This is a genomic window from Anoxybacillus ayderensis (genome assembly GCF_013761015.1).
Classification (GTDB): Bacteria; Bacillota; Bacilli; order Bacillales; family Anoxybacillaceae; genus Anoxybacillus; species Anoxybacillus ayderensis.
On record NZ_JACDUV010000004.1, the window covers coordinates 208,211 to 227,742 of the forward strand.

The 19,532-nt window shown below is 43.1% G+C and carries 19 protein-coding genes, 1 tRNA gene and 1 other annotated feature; of the genes, 19 read left to right on the plus strand and 1 reads right to left on the minus strand.

Annotated features, from left to right (window positions below; all coding sequences use genetic code 11):
- Window positions 1–35 precede the first annotated feature (35 nt).
- Together HNR63_RS07670 and uvrC are read left to right on the plus strand one after the other, a co-directional pair.
- Window positions 36–1,436, plus strand: a complete 1,401-nt coding sequence (locus HNR63_RS07670; RefSeq protein WP_181520350.1) for a glycosyltransferase family protein — start codon at window positions 36–38, stop codon at window positions 1,434–1,436.
- Window positions 1,429–3,210 (plus strand): excinuclease ABC subunit UvrC, encoded by a 1,782-nt coding sequence (gene uvrC, locus HNR63_RS07675; protein WP_181520351.1) that lies wholly within the window; start codon window positions 1,429–1,431, stop codon window positions 3,208–3,210. The genes HNR63_RS07670 and uvrC overlap by 8 nt, the downstream gene beginning before the upstream one ends.
- A 3-nt stretch (window positions 3,211–3,213) precedes the next feature.
- Here the strand turns inward: uvrC and HNR63_RS07680 are convergent, their stop codons facing one another.
- Entirely contained in the window at window positions 3,214–3,651 is a 438-nt protein-coding gene (locus HNR63_RS07680; RefSeq protein WP_085788726.1) for a YslB family protein, read from the minus strand.
- Between the two features lie 286 nt (window positions 3,652–3,937).
- Between HNR63_RS07680 and HNR63_RS07685 the strand changes: the two genes are divergently transcribed.
- The 17 genes from HNR63_RS07685 (at window position 3,938) to leuB (ending at window position 19,530) form a co-directional block, all read left to right on the plus strand.
- Window positions 3,938–4,546 (plus strand): succinate dehydrogenase cytochrome b558 subunit, encoded by a 609-nt coding sequence (locus HNR63_RS07685; RefSeq protein WP_181520352.1) that lies wholly within the window; start codon window positions 3,938–3,940, stop codon window positions 4,544–4,546.
- A 27-nt stretch (window positions 4,547–4,573) separates the two neighbouring features.
- Window positions 4,574–6,334: a succinate dehydrogenase flavoprotein subunit gene (sdhA, locus tag HNR63_RS07690; RefSeq protein ID WP_035049252.1), complete on the plus strand. Its 1,761-nt coding sequence runs from the start codon at window positions 4,574–4,576 to the stop codon at window positions 6,332–6,334.
- Entirely contained in the window at window positions 6,331–7,092 is a 762-nt protein-coding gene (gene sdhB, locus HNR63_RS07695) for a succinate dehydrogenase iron-sulfur subunit (RefSeq protein WP_009361787.1), read from the plus strand. Before sdhA ends, sdhB begins: the two co-directional genes overlap by 4 nt.
- A 76-nt stretch (window positions 7,093–7,168) precedes the next feature.
- The gene (locus HNR63_RS07700) at window positions 7,169–7,618 is read left to right on the plus strand and encodes a thioesterase family protein (RefSeq protein ID WP_181520353.1); all 450 of its coding nucleotides are present in this window, start codon (window positions 7,169–7,171) and stop codon (window positions 7,616–7,618) included.
- A gap of 80 nt (window positions 7,619–7,698) precedes the next feature.
- Window positions 7,699–7,914, plus strand: coding sequence for a helix-turn-helix domain-containing protein (locus tag HNR63_RS07705; protein WP_032100525.1), 216 nt, complete (start codon window positions 7,699–7,701; stop codon window positions 7,912–7,914).
- A gap of 110 nt (window positions 7,915–8,024) precedes the next feature.
- Window positions 8,025–8,822 carry a glutamate racemase gene (racE, locus tag HNR63_RS07710; protein WP_085788728.1) on the plus strand — a complete coding sequence of 266 codons (798 nt, stop codon included), beginning with the start codon at window positions 8,025–8,027 and terminating at the stop codon, window positions 8,820–8,822.
- A gap of 91 nt (window positions 8,823–8,913) precedes the next feature.
- Window positions 8,914–9,960 carry a GerMN domain-containing protein gene (locus HNR63_RS07715; protein WP_021093832.1) on the plus strand — a complete coding sequence of 349 codons (1,047 nt, stop codon included), beginning with the start codon at window positions 8,914–8,916 and terminating at the stop codon, window positions 9,958–9,960.
- 93 nt (window positions 9,961–10,053) lie between these two features.
- Window positions 10,054–10,821 carry a ribonuclease PH gene (gene rph / locus HNR63_RS07720; protein WP_085788730.1) on the plus strand — a complete coding sequence of 256 codons (768 nt, stop codon included), beginning with the start codon at window positions 10,054–10,056 and terminating at the stop codon, window positions 10,819–10,821.
- Window positions 10,818–11,429 (plus strand): XTP/dITP diphosphatase, encoded by a 612-nt coding sequence (locus tag HNR63_RS07725; protein ID WP_021093834.1) that lies wholly within the window; start codon window positions 10,818–10,820, stop codon window positions 11,427–11,429. The genes rph and HNR63_RS07725 overlap by 4 nt, the downstream gene beginning before the upstream one ends.
- On the plus strand, window positions 11,426–11,938 hold the full coding sequence (locus HNR63_RS07730; protein ID WP_181520355.1) for a metallophosphoesterase family protein: 513 nt from the start codon (window positions 11,426–11,428) through the stop codon (window positions 11,936–11,938). The genes HNR63_RS07725 and HNR63_RS07730 overlap by 4 nt, the downstream gene beginning before the upstream one ends.
- 80 nt (window positions 11,939–12,018) lie before the next feature.
- Window positions 12,019–12,092, plus strand: a tRNA-Arg gene (locus tag HNR63_RS07735).
- Window positions 12,093–12,355: 263 nt separating this feature from the next.
- Window positions 12,356–13,258 (plus strand): branched-chain-amino-acid transaminase, encoded by a 903-nt coding sequence (gene ilvE, locus HNR63_RS07740; RefSeq protein WP_009361780.1) that lies wholly within the window; start codon window positions 12,356–12,358, stop codon window positions 13,256–13,258.
- A gap of 12 nt (window positions 13,259–13,270) precedes the next feature.
- Window positions 13,271–13,528, plus strand: a binding site (T-box leader).
- Between the two features lie 65 nt (window positions 13,529–13,593).
- Window positions 13,594–15,312, plus strand: a complete 1,719-nt coding sequence (gene ilvB, locus HNR63_RS07745; RefSeq protein WP_009361779.1) for an acetolactate synthase large subunit — start codon at window positions 13,594–13,596, stop codon at window positions 15,310–15,312.
- Complete coding sequence (gene ilvN, locus HNR63_RS07750; RefSeq protein ID WP_035062890.1) at window positions 15,309–15,827, plus strand: acetolactate synthase small subunit; 519 nt, start codon at window positions 15,309–15,311, stop codon at window positions 15,825–15,827. Before ilvB ends, ilvN begins: the two co-directional genes overlap by 4 nt.
- A gap of 20 nt (window positions 15,828–15,847) precedes the next feature.
- Window positions 15,848–16,873 (plus strand): ketol-acid reductoisomerase, encoded by a 1,026-nt coding sequence (ilvC, locus tag HNR63_RS07755; RefSeq protein WP_009361777.1) that lies wholly within the window; start codon window positions 15,848–15,850, stop codon window positions 16,871–16,873.
- Entirely contained in the window at window positions 16,860–18,404 is a 1,545-nt protein-coding gene (locus HNR63_RS07760) for a 2-isopropylmalate synthase (RefSeq protein WP_181520356.1), read from the plus strand. The genes ilvC and HNR63_RS07760 overlap by 14 nt, the downstream gene beginning before the upstream one ends.
- Window positions 18,405–18,420: 16 nt before the next feature.
- On the plus strand, window positions 18,421–19,530 hold the full coding sequence (gene leuB, locus HNR63_RS07765; protein ID WP_021093839.1) for a 3-isopropylmalate dehydrogenase: 1,110 nt from the start codon (window positions 18,421–18,423) through the stop codon (window positions 19,528–19,530).
- The last annotated feature ends 2 nt before the right edge of the window (window positions 19,531–19,532 follow it).

A 19,532-nucleotide genomic window follows, 5' to 3' on the forward strand; every position in this document is an offset into this window, starting at 1 on the left:
GAGCCTTGTACTTTTTTACTTAGGAGGGTTTTATTGTGCGAATTGTTTCAATCATCGTGCTGTTTACCGTATGCGCATCGTATTTCGTCTATGCTAGCCCGTTTGCAGCAACGTGGGATGAAGTGGACTTTGCTCTCGCCCTCGATCGATACGATTTACTTGCGATGCAACCACATTTTCCAGGATATCCGTATTTTATTTTTGGCGGGATGCTCATTCATTCGTTTGTTGACAATGCTGCTAAAGCGCTTGCGATTTGGAACGGATTACTCATGACGAGTGCGATAATTCCAATTTATTTGCTTGCTAAAACATACGTAGAAAAAAAGTATGCGCTCTTCATGACAGCACTCGTCCAATCGCTTAGCTACGTCATGTTAATCGTCTCACAACCGATGTCGGAGGGGAGTGCTCTCGCTCTTTTATGGTGGTATGTGTGGAGTTTAGAACGTGCGCTTCACTCGGACCGTGTTCATGTGCAATGGCTACCGTTATTATTATTTAGCATCATGCTTGGTATTCGCTTATCGTACATTCCTTTTGGGGTTGGTATATTATATGTTTGGTGGAAGCGGAGGTATCGTTTGACACAGCTTTTGTTATACAGTTTGGCAGCGATTGCGTTTCAATTCATTTGGATAAGTGCAGTAGCTGCAACGGAAGGAGAAAGTTTTTGGCAGCTTGCCTTTTCGTTTGTAACAGGGCATTTCACACAATGGGGAGGAACGGTTTCAACGGATGAAGCACCGTTTTGGCAGCGAGTATATATGCTTATTTTTTATAATATCATTTGGACAGGCATGGCAAAGCAGTCTGTATGGCTACTTAGTTGTTTTGCTATTTTGTTCTTTATGACGTGGAAGCATATATTTCTGCCCAATTTATATCGTTTGCTTTTATTGACGTATTTTCTTTGGGCGCTATTTGCGCAAAATATTGAAAAACCTAGGCATATATTGCCGATTGTCATCATCGTTTCATTCTTTTTGTTTGTAAGTGCCCTTCAGTCGTCATCGCGCATGCGCCTCATCGTTATGCTCGCTTTACTCGTTTCTCAAACGGTAATCGGCATGCAAGGGGTAAACAATCAAGCGACACAGTTGCCAGCGACATATCAGTTGGCGTATGATTTTGAACAGAAAGAACAACCGTTTATTTTATTTACGTGGGAAGAGACGCGCGTTCTTGAATATTTACGTGTTTCTTTTCCGCATGAACGCGTGTTCTCGTTTGATGTTTTTCAACGTGAAAAAGCGGTATTTCCACATGCGAAAGTGTATGTGACTGATCATGTCGTCAAAGGGTTTCAAGCGCAAGGCATAGACGTTCGCCCATATATTCGCCCGATTCGGACGTATGAATCGAGCTTATTGTCTGACCCTGTATATGGACGCATTACAGTATATGAATGGCGAGAGGAGGAAGAACGTGAATGAGCGATTAAAAGAAAAGTTGGCGATTTTGCCTGATCAGCCGGGATGCTATTTAATGAAAGATGCACAAGGAACGGTCATTTACGTTGGAAAAGCGAAAGTGTTGAAAAATCGTGTTCGCTCTTATTTCACAGGTACACATGACGGAAAAACGCTTCGCTTAGTAAACGAAATTGCCGACTTTGAATATATCGTGACGTCTTCGGATTTGGAAGCGCTTATTTTAGAAATGAATTTAATAAAAAAATACGATCCGAAATATAACGTCATGTTAAAAGACGATAAAAGCTATCCATTCATTAAAATTACCGGTGAAACACATCCGCGTCTTATCATTACTCGGACGGTGAAAAAAGATAAAGGGAAATATTTTGGTCCGTACCCAAACGCCCAAGCAGCTCATGAAACGAAAAAATTGCTCGATCGTTTATATCCGTTAAGAAAATGTGAGAAGATGCCGAAAAAAGTTTGTTTATATTATCATATGGGACAATGTTTAGGACCGTGTGAATATCACGTATCGGAAGAAGAAAATAAACAAATTGTTGAACAAATTACGCGCTTTTTAAACGGCGGCTATAAAGAAGTCAAAGAGACATTGACAGAAAAGATGATGGAAGCAGCGGAACAGTTACAGTTTGAGCGGGCGAAAGAATACCGCGACCAAATTTCGTATATTGAAACATTAATGGAAAAACAAAAAATGATTTTACACGATTTCGTTGACCGCGACATTTTCGGATATGCGTACGATAAAGGATGGATGTGCGTACAAGTATTTTTTATTCGACAAGGGAAGCTCATCGAACGAAACGTGTCGATGTTTCCGCTGTACCAAGAGCCGGAAGAAGAATTTTTAACGTTTTTAGGTCAATTTTACAGTAAACATTATCATTTAAAGCCACGCGAAGTTGTATTGCCGCGAGAAATCGATGGAGAAATGGCGGCGAAATTGCTCGATGTGAACGTTACACAGCCGAAAAGCGGCAAAAAGAAAGAACTTGTTGATTTAGCTTGTAAAAATGCGCACATTGCGCTGCAAGAAAAGTTCTTTTTAATTGAACGTGACGAAGAACGAACCATTCGCGCGGTTGAACGGCTAGGTGAAGCGCTCGGGATTCCGACACCTCATCGGATTGAGGCGTTTGACAATTCAAACATTCAAGGAACAGACGCTGTTGCCGCCATGGTCGTATTTATTGATGGAAAGCCGGAAAAAAAAGAATATCGTAAATATAAAATAAAAACGGTGCAAGGGGCAGATGATTACGAGTCGATGCGCGAAGTCATTCGCCGACGCTATACTCGTGTATTACGCGAACGTTTACCGCTCCCTCATCTCATTGTTGTCGATGGAGGAAAAGGGCAAATACAAGCCGCAAAAGAAGTGTTGGAATGCGAACTTGGGTTATCAATTCCGATCGCTGGGTTAGTGAAAGACGAGAAACACCGAACGTCCCATTTCCTTTTTGGTGATCCACCGAGCATCGTTTCATTAGAGAAAAATAGTCAAGAGTTTTATTTGCTGCAGCGCATTCAAGAAGAAGTGCACCGGTTTGCGATTACATTTCATCGGCAAGTTCGTTCAAAATCTGCGTTTCATTCCATTCTCGATCAAATTCCGGGAGTTGGTGCAAAAAGAAAACAAGCGCTATTGCAACATTTCGGATCGATTAAAAAAATGAAAGAGGCAACGGTTGAACAGCTTCAAGAAGCGAACATTCCAAAACATGTGGCACAAAAAATTTACGAAACGCTTCAAACGTATGAAAGCTGACCGTCATCGGTCAGCTTCATCTTTTCGGTCCCATTTGACTGTGAACAAAACAGTTTTGGCGCGCCGTTTTTGTTGTTCAAACGCTTCGGTGACATATCCTTTTTGCTGTTCAAACTGTTGAGCAAGAAAGCCTGCCTCAAGTTGAAATGTGCACTCTCCACTATAATCGAACCGCATCGCGACGAGCGGTCCTTCTAATCGAAGTTCACATTGATCTTTTTTCTCTTCAAGCAGCGATAAATTTCCCCAACCCGCTTGTTCAAAAAAAGCGATGACATCATCGATTGTAGCTAGCGGGTATTTTCTCGCTAAATCTTTTCCTGCCCAATATAAAATAAATGGCGTTTCTTTTCCGAACAAATTTGGCAACAATTCTTGCCGAAATAAAAAGTCGCTAAAAGCAGAAATGTTTATTTGTTTCCACTGTTCATGCCCGCTCACGTTCAATTCCCCTCTCTATTTTTTCATTATAGCGCACAACAACATGAAAAACAGTATTGACTTTTCTTTTATTTCGGACTTCACTAGAAGTATAGTTGTTTTAAAATTTTAAATGATTGAACATTTCGTGAACACCTTTTCTTGACGCTCCTACATTCTGGGAGTACAATGAATGTGACAATGGTCAATGGAAATGGAAGTGTTTACACTTCTATTGTTCATTGTCTAGTAGATGCGGATGGGAGCTCATAGAAAAGGAAGATGACAATTTCAAGGGGGGTTATGTATGGCACAAAATCGAGAGTTTTTTTATCGTCGACTCCATTCATTGCTCGGAGTCATTCCAGTCGGGCTGTTTTTAATGCAGCATTTAGTTGTTAACCATTTTGCAACAAGAGGAGCAGACGCATTTAACAAGGCGGCCGCTTTTATGGAGCAGCTACCGTTTCGTTACTTTTTAGAAATTTTCGTTATTTTTCTTCCGCTATTATTCCATGCCATCTATGGGCTATATATCGCATTTACGGCACAAAACAATGTCAGTCGTTACGGATATTTTCGTAACTGGATGTTTATGTTGCAACGCTTAACGGGGATTATTACGCTCATTTTCGTCGTCTGGCACGTATGGGAAACGCGTGTTCAAGCTGCATTTGGTGCGGAAGTGAACTATGATATGATGGCGAACATCGTTGCGAACCCGTTTATGCTTGCATTTTATATTGTTGGAATCGTCTCTGCGGTGTTTCACTTTGCAAACGGGCTATGGTCGTTTTTCGTTAGTTGGGGTATTACAGTGACTCCTCGTTCACAACAAATTTCTACGTACGTGACAATGGGGATTTTTGTCGCGCTTTCGATCGTTGGTATACGCGCGATTTTAGCATTCGTTTAATCCACAACATTGAAGGAGTGAGGAGACATGAGTAAAGGAAAAATTATCGTTGTTGGTGGAGGTCTTGCCGGCTTAATGGCAACAATTAAAATTGCCGAAGCAGGCGTAAAAGTAGATTTATTTTCATTAGTTCCTGTGAAGCGATCTCACTCTGTTTGTGCACAAGGTGGCATTAACGGTGCGGTCAATACAAAAGGGGAAGGAGACTCCCCGTGGGAACACTTCGATGATACAGTATATGGTGGGGACTTTTTAGCGGATCAACCTCCAGTAAAAGCGATGTGTGAAGCGGCCCCAGGCATTATTCATTTGCTTGATCGCATGGGTGTCATGTTCAACCGTACGCCAGAGGGATTGCTTGACTTCCGACGCTTTGGTGGAACGCAGCATCACCGTACTGCATACGCAGGGGCAACGACAGGACAACAGCTTCTTTACGCGCTTGATGAACAAGTGCGCCGTCACGAAGTCGCTGGTTTAGTGACAAAATATGAAGGTTGGGAGTTTTTGGGTGCTGTTTTAGATGATGAGCAAGTATGTCGCGGAATTGTCGCGCAAAACTTGACAACGATGGAGATTAAAGCATTCCCAGCAGATGCGGTCATCATGGCAACAGGCGGTCCGGGGATTATTTTCGGGAAGTCAACAAACTCTATCATTAATACAGGTTCAGCAGCATCGATCGTATATCAACAAGGTGCGTATTATGCAAACGGAGAGTTTATCCAAATTCATCCGACAGCTATTCCGGGCGATGATAAGCTTCGTTTAATGAGTGAATCAGCGCGTGGAGAAGGTGGGCGAGTTTGGACGTATAAAGACGGAAAACCGTGGTATTTCTTAGAAGAAAAATATCCGGCTTACGGAAACCTCGTTCCACGCGATATTGCGACGCGTGAAATTTTCCATGTGTGTGTCGACTTAAAGCTCGGTATTAACGGCGAAAACATGGTTTATTTAGATTTATCGCATAAAGATCCGAAAGAGCTCGATATTAAGTTAGGTGGCATTATTGAAATTTATGAAAAGTTTATGGGTGAAGATCCGAGAAAAGTACCGATGAAAATATTCCCAGCTGTCCACTATTCAATGGGTGGATTATGGGTTGATTATGATCAAATGACAAACATTAAAGGATTGTTTGCGGCAGGCGAGTGCGACTATTCGATGCACGGCGCTAACCGTCTCGGTGCGAACTCGTTATTATCTGCGATTTATGGTGGAATGGTAGCTGGTCCAAAAGCAGTTGAATATATGAAAGGGCTTGAAAAATCAGCAGATGCAATGCCTTCTTCTTTATACGATCGTTATTTAAAACAAGAACAAGAAAAATGGGCGCAAATTATGGCGATGGACGGCACAGAAAACGCCTACGTCTTGCATAAAGAGCTTGGTGAATGGATGACAGATAACGTCACGGTCGTTCGTTATAATGATAAACTATTAAAAACAGATGAAAAAATTCAAGAATTGCTTGAGCGTTATAAGAACATTAACATTAACGATACAGCGAAATGGAGCAACCAAGGTGCATCGTTTACACGTCAGCTTTACAACATGTTGCAGCTAGCTCGCGTCATCACGCTTGGCGCTTACAACCGTAACGAAAGCCGTGGAGCGCACTATAAACCAGAGTTTCCTGAGCGAAACGATGAAGAATGGTTAAAAACAACGATGGCAAGCTTCACGCCAGATGGGCCATCATTCCATTATCGCGAAGTGGATACATCACTCATTAAACCGCGCAAGCGCGACTATACGAAAAAGAAAGGGGAAGTGAAATCATGAGCGAAAATAAAACGATTCGGATTATTGTCACAAGACAAGACCGTCCGGATACAGCCCCTTATGAAGAAGAGTTTGTCATTCCGTATCGTCCGAATATGAACATTATTTCGGCGCTCATGGAAATTCGGCGCAATCCGGTCAATGCGAAAGGGGAAAAAACGACGCCTGTTGCTTGGGAAATGAACTGTTTAGAAGAAGTGTGTGGCGCTTGTTCGATGGTAATTAACGGCAAGCCGCGTCAATCGTGTACGGCGCTTGTTGATCAGCTTGAGCAGCCTATTCGTTTAGAACCGATGCGCACGTTCCCTGTCATTCGCGACTTGCAAGTCGACCGTAGCCGCATGTTTGATTCGTTGAAAAAAGTAAAAGCATGGATTCCAATCGATGGAACGTACGACTTAGGTCCAGGACCGCGCATGCCAGAGCGCAAACGGCAATGGGCGTATGAGCTATCTAAATGTATGACGTGCGGTGTATGTTTAGAAGCTTGTCCGAACGTCAATAGTAAATCAAACTTTATCGGTCCAGCACCGCTTTCGCAAGTGCGTTTATTTAATGCTCACCCAACAGGAGCAATGCATAAGGCGGAGCGTCTTGAAGCGATTATGGGTGATGGTGGATTAGCGAACTGCGGAAATTCACAAAACTGCGTGCAATCTTGCCCGAAAGGCATTCCGCTCACAACGTCTATTGCGGCATTGAACCGCGCAGCAACGATTCAAATGTTCCGCAATTTCTTCGGTAGCGATGAAGTGTAACAAAAAGGTCGGCTCTTAAAGAGTCGGCCTTATGTTTCTGATGTTAGCTAAATTTTTGTAGAGGGGGAGAGGGAAGGTGAAAATCTCTTATATTGACGATATGAAAGAATGGGAACAACGTTTTTCTTTTTTTCATCCGGTGCGCGTTCGCTTTTCAGAAACAGATATGTTTGGCCATCTAAACAATACCGTTCCTTTTGTATATTTTGAAGAAGCGCGCATCGCATTTTTTGAACATCTCGGTTTTATGCACGATTGGTTAGGGAAAGAACACGATGCCATTCCGGTTGTGGCGAATTTACAATGCGACTTTTTACAACAAGTATATTTTGGTGAGCAGCTACATATCGGTGTAAAAGTCGCACACATCGGCAACTCTTCTGTCGATTTACATTACGTTGGGAAAAAACAAGATGGAACGATTGCATTTACAGGGCGTGGGACGATGGTGCAAATGTCAAAAACGACAGGAAAAGGAGTCGCTTGGGACGAAAGCGCACGTGCGCGATTAGCTGAAAATATGTAACCGTTATTTCCCTTCTTGCATACGATATGTTGACTAAATATATACCCATCCGTTTCGGTCTGGTAAAAGCAAGGAGGGTTATCCACTTGAATCAGAAGCCGCTGCTCACAAAAAGAGAACGAGAAGTATTCGAACTGTTGTTGCAAGACAAGACGACGAAAGAGATTGCTAGTGAACTGTTCATTAGCGAAAAAACAGTTCGGAATCACATTTCGAATGCAATGCAAAAGCTTGGGGTAAAGGGGCGCTCACAAGCTGTTGTTGAATTGCTTCGAATGGGAGAACTTGAACTATAAAGAGAACCGGCTCGCCTTTTTAGTTTAGGCAAGCCGGTTTTCTATTGATTTGATGTGTGTTATAATGAAAGATGTTTTGTCATACATCAACAAAGAATGAGGCGAATACATTGGAAAGACCGATTGGAGTTATTGATTCAGGCGTTGGTGGATTAACCGTTGCAAGAGAAATCATGCGCCAACTACCAAAAGAACAAATTGTATATTTAGGAGACACAGCACGCTGTCCGTACGGACCGAGACCACGGGAAGAAATTCGACAATTTACATGGGAAATGACGAACTATTTGCTTGGATATGACATAAAAATGCTCGTTATTGCATGTAACACAGCAACTGCTGTCGCACTAGAAGAAATTCGCGATACGCTCAACATTCCCGTGATCGGTGTCATTCATCCTGGCGCTCGTACCGCGTTAAAAATTACAAAAAACTATCATATCGGTGTCATCGGCACGATCGGAACGGTGAAAAGCAGCGCGTACGAACAAGCGCTAAAATCCATTAATAGTGATGTGAAAGTAGAAAGTTTAGCTTGTCCAAAGTTTGTTCCTTTAGTGGAAAGCGGACAGTTTGAAGGGGAAGAAGCAAAGCAAATTGTTGCCGAATCGCTTCAACCGTTAAAAGATCGACCGATTGATACGCTCATTTTAGGCTGTACACATTATCCGCTTTTAAGTCCACTTATTCAACAATATATGGGGGAGCACGTGAAACTTATTTGTTCTGGCGATGAAACAGCGCGGGAAGTGAGTACGATTTTGCATCATAGCGATTTGCTTTATACGGGGAATAAACGTCGCGAACATATATTTTTAACGACTGGACCGAAAGAAATGTTTCAACAAATTGCTTCGAAATGGTTCGGTCATCCAATTGAACATGTCGAAACGATCCAATTATTTTAAAATCCTTCGCATATGCCGAAGGATTTTTTTGTTCTACTTTTTTGGACGGCTCGTATACATAGTAGTACAAACCGTGTGAGGAGGGGAGTCCATGCGCCGCGTATGGATCATTGTAACAATGTTTGTTTTTATTCTGTCAGGATGTGGGCTGTTTGGAGGTGAAAAAGCAACAAAGGAAATTGATCCGCCAAAAGATGTAACGTATATAGAAGACGAGCAAGCGTTGCAAGAAAAAGAAGCAGCACAAAAAGAACAAGCGACAGAAACCGTTCAACGCGAATTGTACTTAATTGATAAAAACGGCTTTGTCGTTCCACAAACGTTTGCCTTGCCAAAAACAAACGCAGCTGCAAAACAAGTACTCGAATATTTAGTAGAAAATGGTCCAATTTCAGAGCTGTTGCCAAACGGATTTCGTGCCGTTCTTCCAGCTGACACCCAAGTGTTAAGCGTCAATTTAAAACAAGATGGCACGCTTGTTATTGATTTTTCGAAAGAATTTGCGAATTATCGTCCAGAAGATGAAAAGCGAATTTTACAAGCAATCACATGGACAGTGACGCAATTTGATAATGTGAAACGTGTAAAAATTCGGATGAATGGCCATGACCAAAACATGATGCCGGTCAACGGAACGCCAATTAGCGACGAACTAAGTAGAGATGACGGAATTAACATTGAAACGAACGGTGTTGTCGATATTACGAATACGCATCCGGTCATCGTCTACTTTTTAGCGCAAGACGGGAAACAAACGTATTATGTACCGGTAACGAGACGCGTACCGAATAGCGAACAAGATGAGTTAGCTGCTGTTGTGAATGAGCTGATTAAAGGACCAAGCTACGGTTCTGGGTTATTAAGCGATTTTCAAGCGGATGCAAAATTGTTAGAAGCGCCAAAATATGAAAATGGAAAAGTGACGTTAAACTTTAACGAAGCGATTTATGGCAGCGTGGAGAAAAACGTTGTGTCAACGCATGTGCTCAATTGTTTAGTGTTGTCGTTAACAGAACAGCCAGGAGTGGAGAGCGTTGCCATTACAGTGAACGGAAAAGCGGAATTAGTTGATGAAAGTGGCAAACCGTTATCCGAACCGGTAACAAGACCGCAAAATGTGAACACAGGTAGTTTTTGAAACCAATTTTTTGCTATACTATATAAAGATTCATCGTCGAGAGGCAGTGTTCCTGCCTCTTATTTCGTGAACATACATTGAGGAGGATTTTTTGTGAGAGTAGATGGTAGAACAAATGAAGAGCTTCGTCCCGTACATATTGAACCGAACTATTTAAAACATCCAGAAGGCTCGGTGCTCATTGCAATTGGCGATACGAAAGTCATTTGTACAGCAAGCATCGAAGATAAAGTTCCACCGTTTATGCGTGGAGGTGGAAAGGGATGGATTACTGCGGAGTATGCGATGATTCCGCGCGCAACCGAGCAACGAAACATTCGCGAAGCAAGCAAAGGAAAGTTGTCAGGGCGAACGATGGAAATTCAACGGCTTATTGGCCGGGCGCTTCGTTCTGTTGTTGATTTGCAAAAGTTAGGGGAAAAAACGATTTGGATTGATTGTGATGTCATTCAAGCGGACGGTGGAACGCGCACAGCGTCAATTACAGGGGCATTTGTCGCCATGACGTTGGCGCTCGGAAAAATGGTCGAAGAAAAAAAATTACCGACGCTCCCGATTACAGATTTTTTAGCTGCCACATCAGTCGGAATAGATGAAGAGCATGGCATTATTTTAGATTTAAATTACGTTGAAGATTCAAAAGCACATGTCGATATGAATATTGTCATGACAGGCTCGGGGCGCTTTGTTGAAATTCAAGGAACAGGGGAAGAAGCGACATTTTCATACGAGCAGTTGCTCGATTTATTAACGGTTGCTGAAAAAGGCATTCACGAGCTGATTGCCCGACAAAAAGAAGCGCTCGGTTCCCTTGCGGAACAAATTATGCAACATCGTTCGGAAGGGGAAGAAGCAAAGTGAAGCGGATGATCATTGCTACAAAAAACAAAGGAAAAGTAGCCGAGTTTCAACAATTGTTTGCGAAAAAAGGAATCGACGTTCGTTCGCTTCTTGACTACGATGACATACCGGATGTTGAAGAAACGGGAACGACGTTTACAGACAATGCGATATTAAAAGCAACGACGATTGCGAATATGCTTCATGAAGTCGTCATTGCAGATGATTCTGGTTTAATCGTCGATGCGCTAAACGGTGAGCCGGGCGTATACTCGGCTCGCTACGCTGGCGAGGGAAAAGACGATCAAGCAAACATTGAAAAAGTGCTTACAAAGTTACAAGGTGTGCCTTTTGAACAACGAACCGCCCGTTTTCATTGCACGTTAGCTGTTGCAAAACCGAACGGGGAAACAACGACGGTAGACGGTGTGTGCGAAGGATATATTACAGAAGAGCCAATAGGTGAGAACGGTTTCGGGTACGACCCGATTTTTTACGTGCCTGAAAAACAACGAACGATGGCCCAATTAACAAAAGAGGAGAAAAATGAAATAAGCCATCGGGCAAAGGCGTTACAACATCTTTTGAGCATATGGGACAAGCTGTTTGAAAAGGGGAATGAGTCGTGAACGTATTAATCATAAGCGATAGCCACGGATTAACAACTGAATTACAAACAATCGTTTCACGTCATAAACAACATGTCGATGCAATCATTCATTGCGGTGACTCGGAGTTGACGAGCGATCATGAAGCGTTGCAACATATGCTTGTTGTGCGAGGAAATTGCGACCATGAACGTCGTTTTCCAACCGATCTTGTTGAAGATGTGAACGGTGTTCGCTTTTTCATTACACATGGTCATTTGTACAACGTCAAAATGACGCTCATGAACCTATATTATAAAGCAAAAGAAGTCGGGGCACGCATCGTTTGCTTCGGTCATTCGCACATCGCAGGATGTGAACAAATCGATGACGTTCTTTTCATTAATCCAGGAAGCATTTATTTACCGCGTCTGCGTCGTGAAAAAACATATGCTATGCTTCATATAGACGAAACAAACATAACCGTACATTTTTACAACATCGACGGCCAACTCCTTCATGATTTAACGAGCATATACAAAACACAATAGGGGCAAGAAAATTCCGCCGCCCCTATTGACTTTTTTCATAAACATCATTACAATAACAATTGTCCAAACCAAGATCATATGTCCCAGTAGCTCAGCTGGATAGAGCAACGGCCTTCTAAGCCGTCGGTCGGGAGTTCGAATCTCTCCTGGGACGCTAGTAATCCCCTTGCACAAGCAAGGGGATTTTTTATTAGTCAAAAAATGTTCAAAATTTTTTATACCCTTTCTTTTCCTTGATATATCAATTATGTAAGCGGATACATAGCATTTTAACTAATCGAAATAATCAAAAAATTCGATGAAATAGTATTGACTCTTTTGGTAAATGGTCGTATGATAATTTTCAAATAAATCTAACAAAAGTCGCAATCAACATAAGAAGCAAGAGACGGCGAACAGGGGAAGAGGGGAAAAACATTGAGTGAACAGTGGATTTTTCTGAACGATGAATTTGTCACAAAAGAAAATGCAAAAATCTCTGTATACGATCACGGTTTTCTTTATGGGGATGGGGTGTTTGAAGGCATTCGCGTGTACAGCGGCAACGTGTTTCGCATGAAAGAACATATTGACCGCCTATACAATTCAGCGAAATCCATTTTATTGAACATTCCGTACACAAAAGAAGAATTAACAAATATTATCGTCCAGACGGTGCAAAAAAACGGCTTTGAAGATGCTTATATTCGCGTGGTCGTGTCACGCGGTGTCGGTGACCTTGGACTTGATCCATACAAATGTCCGAAGCCACAAGTAGTCGTCATCGTTGAACCGTTGGCAATCTTCCCAAAACATTTATATGAAACGGGCATTGAAGTCGTTACTGTAGCAACGAGACGAAATCGACCAGATGTACTAAGCCCGAAAGTAAAATCGTTAAACTATTTAAACAACGTATTAGTGCGGATTGAAGCGCATTTAGCAAACGTCAGCGAAGCGCTTATGCTCAACGACCAAGGATATGTCGCTGAAGGCTCAGCAGATAACGTATTTATCGTCAAAAACGGCGTGTTATATACACCACCAGGATATGTCGGGGCGCTTGAAGGCATTACGCGTGATGCGATCATGGACATCGCTAAAGACCTCGGCTATGTCGTTAAAGAAGAACCGTTCACTCGTCATGATGTGTACACGGCAGACGAAGTATTTTTAACAGGAACCGCAGCAGAAGTCATTGCGGTCGTCAAAGTCGATGGTCGTGTCATTGGCGACGGTGTACCGGGCGAACATACAAAACGATTGTTAGAAGAGTTTCGCAAACGAGTTGTTTCTGAAGGCGTAAAAGTTTATGCTACACAAAATGTGAATGCAGGATGACAAGTAAATAAGAAAAAAGCGTTGAAGAGGATAAGTAGCTAGCGGATCGGGCATCTACAGAGAGCCGGGGAAGCTGAAAACCGGTGATGTCTCCGCTAGTGAACTCCCCTCGGAGCGCCGTCTTGAACGATTCGTTCTAGTAGGGACGGACGGGTGCACGTCACTCGTTATTAAAACGAGCGCTGCGACGATCGTCGCGTGCTCCTGAGGTGGCTTTGCCACGAAGAAGGGTGGTACCGCGGGAAGGATGCAAGCCTTTTCGCCCCTTTGGTCCACGTGGACCGATGGAGGGGTGAGAAGGCTTTTCTTATTTCACATTTTTTAGGGGTGAAAAAATGGCAGCGAATATGAAAGTGAAAGAAAGAGTAGCAAAAAAGCAAACGTTATGTGGGGCGCTCATGTTAATTGAAGCGCTCAAAGCAGAAAACGTGAAAGTTATTTTCGGGTATCCGGGAGGTGCTGTGTTACCGATTTACGACAAGCTTTATGAATCAGGCGTATTCCACGTGCTAACACGTCACGAACAAGGCGCCATTCATGCAGCGGAAGGGTATGCTCGCATTTCAGGAAAACCTGGTGTCGTCATCGCTACATCTGGACCGGGTGCGACAAATATCGTGACAGGTTTAACAGATGCAATGATGGATTCCATTCCGCTCGTCGTCTTTACAGGGCAAGTGGCATCAAATGTCATCGGTTCAGATGCCTTCCAAGAAGCAGATGTGTTAGGAATTACAATGCCTATTACAAAACATAGTTACCAAGTACGCGACATACACGAGCTGCCAAAAATCATTAAAGAAGCGTTTCATATTGCAACAACGGGGCGCCCAGGTCCTGTATTAATCGATATTCCAAAAGATATGGCCGTCGCTGAAGCGGAGTTTGATTACGAACAGGACGTACAGTTGCCGGGTTATCAGCCGACAACAAAACCGAACCATTTGCAAATTCGCAAGCTTGTTGAAGCCGTTAGCCAAGCAAAACGCCCGGTCATTTTAGCTGGAGCAGGTGTTCTCCATGCGAACGCCCATGAACAGTTAAAACAATATGCCGAACAACAAAATATTCCTGTGATTCATACGCTTTTAGGACTTGGTGGATTTCCTGCCGACCATCCGCTATTTCTCGGAATGGCAGGAATGCACGGAACGTACACAGCAAATATGGCGTTGTATGAGTGTGATTTGCTCATTAATGTCGGCGCAAGATTCGATGATCGGGTGACTGGAAATTTAGCTCATTTTGCACCAAAAGCAACGGTCGCTCATATCGATATCGATCCAGCAGAGATTGGAAAAAATGTGCCAACAAAAATTCCGATCGTTGGTGATGCGAAAGAAGCACTCATTCAATTAATTGAACAAAACGGAAAGCGACCAGATGTATCAGAGTGGCTGAACAAGTTAAATGAATGGAAACGCGAATATCCGCTTATGTACAAGCGCGAACCGGGCGTGCTCAAACCGCAGCGGCTCATTGAAATGATTCACGAATATACAAACGGTGAAGCGGTTGTGACGACAGATGTCGGTCAACATCAAATGTGGGTCGCCCAATATTATAAATTTAAACAGCCGCATCGTTGGGTCACATCCGGTGGGCTTGGAACGATGGGATTCGGCTTGCCAGCGGCAATTGGTGCTCAATTGGCACAACCAGAAGCGACGGTTGTAGCGATCGTTGGTGACGGTGGGTTTCAAATGACGTTACAAGAGCTATCGGTTATTCAAGAGTTAAATTTGCCAATTAAAATTGTCATCGTGAACAATCAAGCGCTCGGTATGGTGCGTCAATGGCAAGAAATTTTTTATGAAAAACGATATTCTCATTCACTCATTCCGAATCAACCGGATTTCGTTCGGTTAGCGGAAGCATACGGCATGAAAGCGATGCGCGCAACGACGGAAGAAGAAGCAGAATACGTATTGAAAGAAGCGTTTGCGACAAATGCACCAGTTTTACTTGATTTTCATGTTCATCCAGGGGAAAACGTCTATCCGATGGTAGCTCCTGGGAAAGGGCTTCATGAGATGGTGGGGGTGAAATGGTGAAGCGAATTATTACAATGACAGTAAACAACCGTCCGGGTGTATTAAATCGCATTACAGGTTTGTTTACGAAGCGACATTACAACATTGAAAGCATTACAGTTGGTCATACGGAAACAGAAGGTGTTTCACGCATGACGTTTGTCGTCAATGTAGATGATGAGCGCATTGCTGAACAAATTACAAAACAATTAAACAAACAAATTGATGTGTTAAAAGTTGTCGATATTACCGATCAAGCGATTATCGTTCGAGAGCTTGCTTTAATTAAAGTAGCGGTTACACCGGCGACGCGCGGCGAAATTTATACATTGATTGAACCGTTTCGTGCAGCGATTGTCGATGTGGCCCGCGATAGTCTTGTCGTTCAAGTAACAGGTGAGCCAGAAAAAATTGATGCGCTCATCGACTTATTGAAGCCATACGGATTAAAGGAAGTTGCAAGAACAGGAACAACAGCGTTTCCGCGCGGTTCACAACGCGCATCATCAACAAATAAATCACTATTCATCATTTAAATTAAGGAGAGGATTTTATTATGGTAAAAGTATATTACAATGGCGATGCAAACGAAGCTTACATTCAAGGGAAGAAAGTAGCGATTATCGGATACGGATCTCAAGGTCATGCCCACGCGCAAAACCTTCGCGATAGCGGCGTTGATGTTATCATTGGATTAAGAAAGGGGAAATCGTGGGAAAAAGCAGAACAAGATGGATTTGTCGTCTTGCCAGTGGATGAAGCGACAAAGCAAGCGGATATTGTAATGATTTTACTTCCAGACGAACATCAGCCGAAAGTATATAAAGAAGAAATTGCACCAAACTTACAGCCGGGCAATGCGCTCGTGTTTGCACACGGGTTTAATATTCATTTTAACCAAATTGTCCCACCGAGCGATGTGGATGTCTTTTTAGTTGCACCGAAAGGACCAGGTCATTTAGTTCGTCGCACATATACAGAAGGAGCAGGTGTACCAGCGTTAATTGCTGTATATCAAAATGTAAGCGGCGAAGCGAAAGAAACAGCGCTTGCGTATGCAAAAGCGATCGGTTCGGCTCGAGCAGGTGTGATTGAAACGACATTCAAAGAAGAAACAGAAACGGATTTATTTGGTGAACAAGCGGTTCTTTGCGGCGGGTTGACTGCCCTTGTCAAAGCAGGATTTGAAACGCTCGTTGAAGCGGGATATCAACCGGAAATCGCATATTTCGAATGTTTACATGAGTTAAAACTTATCGTTGATTTAATGTACGAAGGCGGTTTGGCAGGCATGCGTTATTCTATTTCTGATACAGCACAATGGGGTGACTTTGTTACAGGTCCACGCATCATTAACGATGCGGTAAAAGCAGAAATGAAAAAAGTGCTTGAAGACATTCAAACAGGGAAGTTTGCAAAAGGTTGGATTTTAGAAAATCAAGCGAATCGTCCGGAGTTTAACGCGATTAACCGCCGCGAAAACGAGCATTTAATTGAAGTTGTTGGCCGCGAATTACGTAAAATGATGCCGTTTGTCAACGCTAAACAGAAAGATGTGGTGACGGTCGGTGCGAAAAATTAACATTTTTGATACGACGTTGCGCGACGGAGAGCAGTCTGCAGGCGTCAATTTAAACTTGCATGAAAAGCTAGAAATTGCCCGGCAGTTAGAACGCCTCGGTGTAGATATCATCGAGGCGGGATTCCCTGCCGCATCAAAAGGTGATTTCCAAGCCGTTCAAGCGATCGCTCAAACCGTTCGCAACTGTTCGGTTACAGGTCTTTCTCGCTCTGTTCAGTCGGACATCGATGCAGCGTGGGAGGCGTTAAAAGACGGAGCGGAACCACGATTACACGTATTTATCGCAACGTCACCTATTCATATGCAATATAAATTGCGCATGACACCAGAACAAGTGATTGAAACAGCCGTTGAGTCTGTTCGTTATGCGAAAAAATATTTTCCGATTGTACAATGGTCAGCAGAAGATGCATGTCGAAGCGATCTTCCGTTTCTTGCGACGATTATCGAACGAGTGATCGAAGCAGGAGCGAACGTCATTAATATTCCAGATACAGTCGGCTACATTACTCCGAAACAATATGGCGACATATTCTCTTTTTTAAAGAAAAATGTTCGGAATATTGAGAAAATTAGCTTGTCTGCTCATTGTCACGATGATTTAGGAATGGCTGTCGCAAATTCGCTTGCGGCTATTGAAGCGGGAGCGACACAAATTGAAGGAACAATCAATGGCATTGGCGAGAGAGCAGGAAACGCTGCAATTGAAGAAGTGGCGGTGGCGCTTTATATTCGCAAAGACTACTACCAAGCTGAGACGCGCTTGAACTTGCAAGAGATTAAACGAACGAGCAACCTCGTAAGCAAGCTAACAGGAATGATTGTTCCACCAAATAAAGCGATTGTCGGTAAAAACGCTTTTGCCCATGAATCAGGCATTCACCAAGACGGAGTATTAAAAGAAAAAACAACGTATGAAATTATATCTCCGCAACTTGTTGGCGTGCAATCGAATTCGATGGTGCTCGGAAAACATTCGGGACGCCATGCGTTTCGCACGCGCATTCAAGAGCTTGGTTATGCGTTAACAGAAGAAGAAGTGAATCGTTTATTCGTTCGCTTTAAAGATTTAGCAGATAAAAAGAAAGATATTACCGATGATGATTTAATTGCCCTTATTTTAGATGAAAAGCTAGATACGTATAAAAACTTTTACCAATTATGTTCGATTCAAGTGCAGTACGGGACAAATCAAATTCCAACAGCCGTTGTTGTACTGAAAGATGGAGAAGGAAACGACATTCAAGAAGCGGCAACGGGAGCTGGTAGTGTCGAGGCGCTATATAACGCTTTAGAAAAAGCGTTGCAATTGCCGGTGACGTTGCTTGACTATCGCATTGAATCCGTTGGAAGCGGACGTGATGCTTTAGCGCAAGTATATGTGAAAGTATCGCTCCATGGGAAAGAAGCAAGCGGACGTGGAACAGCACAAGATGTGCTAGAAGCATCAGCCAAAGCATATATTCACGCCGTCAATCGTATGTTTGTCATTGAAAAAATGAAAGAAGAACAAGCGCTTGCCGCGCAATAACGAAGGGGGATGTCTTATGTATCGTATCGCTGTGTTACCTGGGGATGGTATTGGAAAAGAAGTGACAAAAGGAGCGGTAAAAGTTTTGCAAGCAATTGGTGATCGTTTCGGCCATACGTTTCATTTTTCATACGGTTTGATCGGTGGAGAAGCGATCGACCGTGAAGGAACACCGCTTCCAGAACAAACGCTTCAAATGTGCAAACAAAGCGATGCGGTATTGCTTGGTGCTGTTGGTGGACCGAAATGGGACAGTCATCCGCCGCACGTTCGTCCCGAAAAAGGACTGTTGCAAATTCGGAAAGAAATGAACTTATTTGCAAATATTCGCCCGGTGACGTTTTATAGCAGCTTATCAGCTTCTTCACCATTAAAATCACATGTGATTGAAGGAGCCGACTTTGTTATCGTTCGGGAGTTAGTCGGAGGCTTATATTTCGGAAAACCGAGTGAACGGCGTGTGGAAAAAGGAGAAGAAACGGTTGTTGATACGTTGTTTTATAAACGAGCAGAAATCGAGCGCATCATTACGTTTGCTTTTACACTTGCACAAAAGCGAAAGAAAAAAGTAACGTCTGTTGATAAAGCGAATGTATTAGAGTCAAGTCGCATGTGGCGCGAGGTAGCCGAACAAGTCGCTAAACGTTTTCCAGACGTTCAACTGGAACATATGCTTGTCGATAATGCCGCCATGCAGCTCGTTCGTTCTCCCAAACAGTTTGACGTCATTGTAACAGAAAATATGTTTGGCGATATTTTAAGCGATGAAGCATCGATGTTAACAGGATCGCTCGGCATGCTTCCGTCGGCAAGCTTGTCTGTTGACGGACCGGCATTATACGAACCGATTCACGGTTCGGCTCCAGACATTGCTGGGCAAAATAAAGCGAATCCGCTTGCAACGATTTTATCGGCGGCGATGATGCTTCGTTTATCGTTCGGATTGACAGAAGAGGCCGATGTTATCGAACGAGCTGTTAAGCAGGTGTTGGATGCTGGGTATCGTACTGCAGACATTGCTCAACAAGGTGATTGTGTATTATCGACGACAGAAATGGTCGAAAAAGTAAAAGATGCTATTTTAGACGATGTAGCAATTGAACGAATTATGCAAGTGTATGTGTAGGA

Bases quoted from the DNA above. Each gene is read 5' to 3' on its own strand.
- sdhB (WP_009361787.1), top strand. From the start codon at position 6,331: ATGAGCGAAAATAAAACGATTCGGATTATTGTCACAAGACAAGACCGT.
- ilvB (WP_009361779.1), top strand. From the start codon at position 13,594: ATGGCAGCGAATATGAAAGTGAAAGAAAGAGTAGCAAAAAAGCAAACG.
- HNR63_RS07685 (WP_181520352.1), top strand. From the start codon at position 3,938: ATGGCACAAAATCGAGAGTTTTTTTATCGTCGACTCCATTCATTGCTC.
- sdhA (WP_035049252.1), top strand. From the start codon at position 4,574: ATGAGTAAAGGAAAAATTATCGTTGTTGGTGGAGGTCTTGCCGGCTTA.
- HNR63_RS07715 (WP_021093832.1), top strand. From the start codon at position 8,914: ATGCGCCGCGTATGGATCATTGTAACAATGTTTGTTTTTATTCTGTCA.
- leuB (WP_021093839.1), top strand. From the start codon at position 18,421: ATGTATCGTATCGCTGTGTTACCTGGGGATGGTATTGGAAAAGAAGTG.
- ilvC (WP_009361777.1), top strand. From the start codon at position 15,848: ATGGTAAAAGTATATTACAATGGCGATGCAAACGAAGCTTACATTCAA.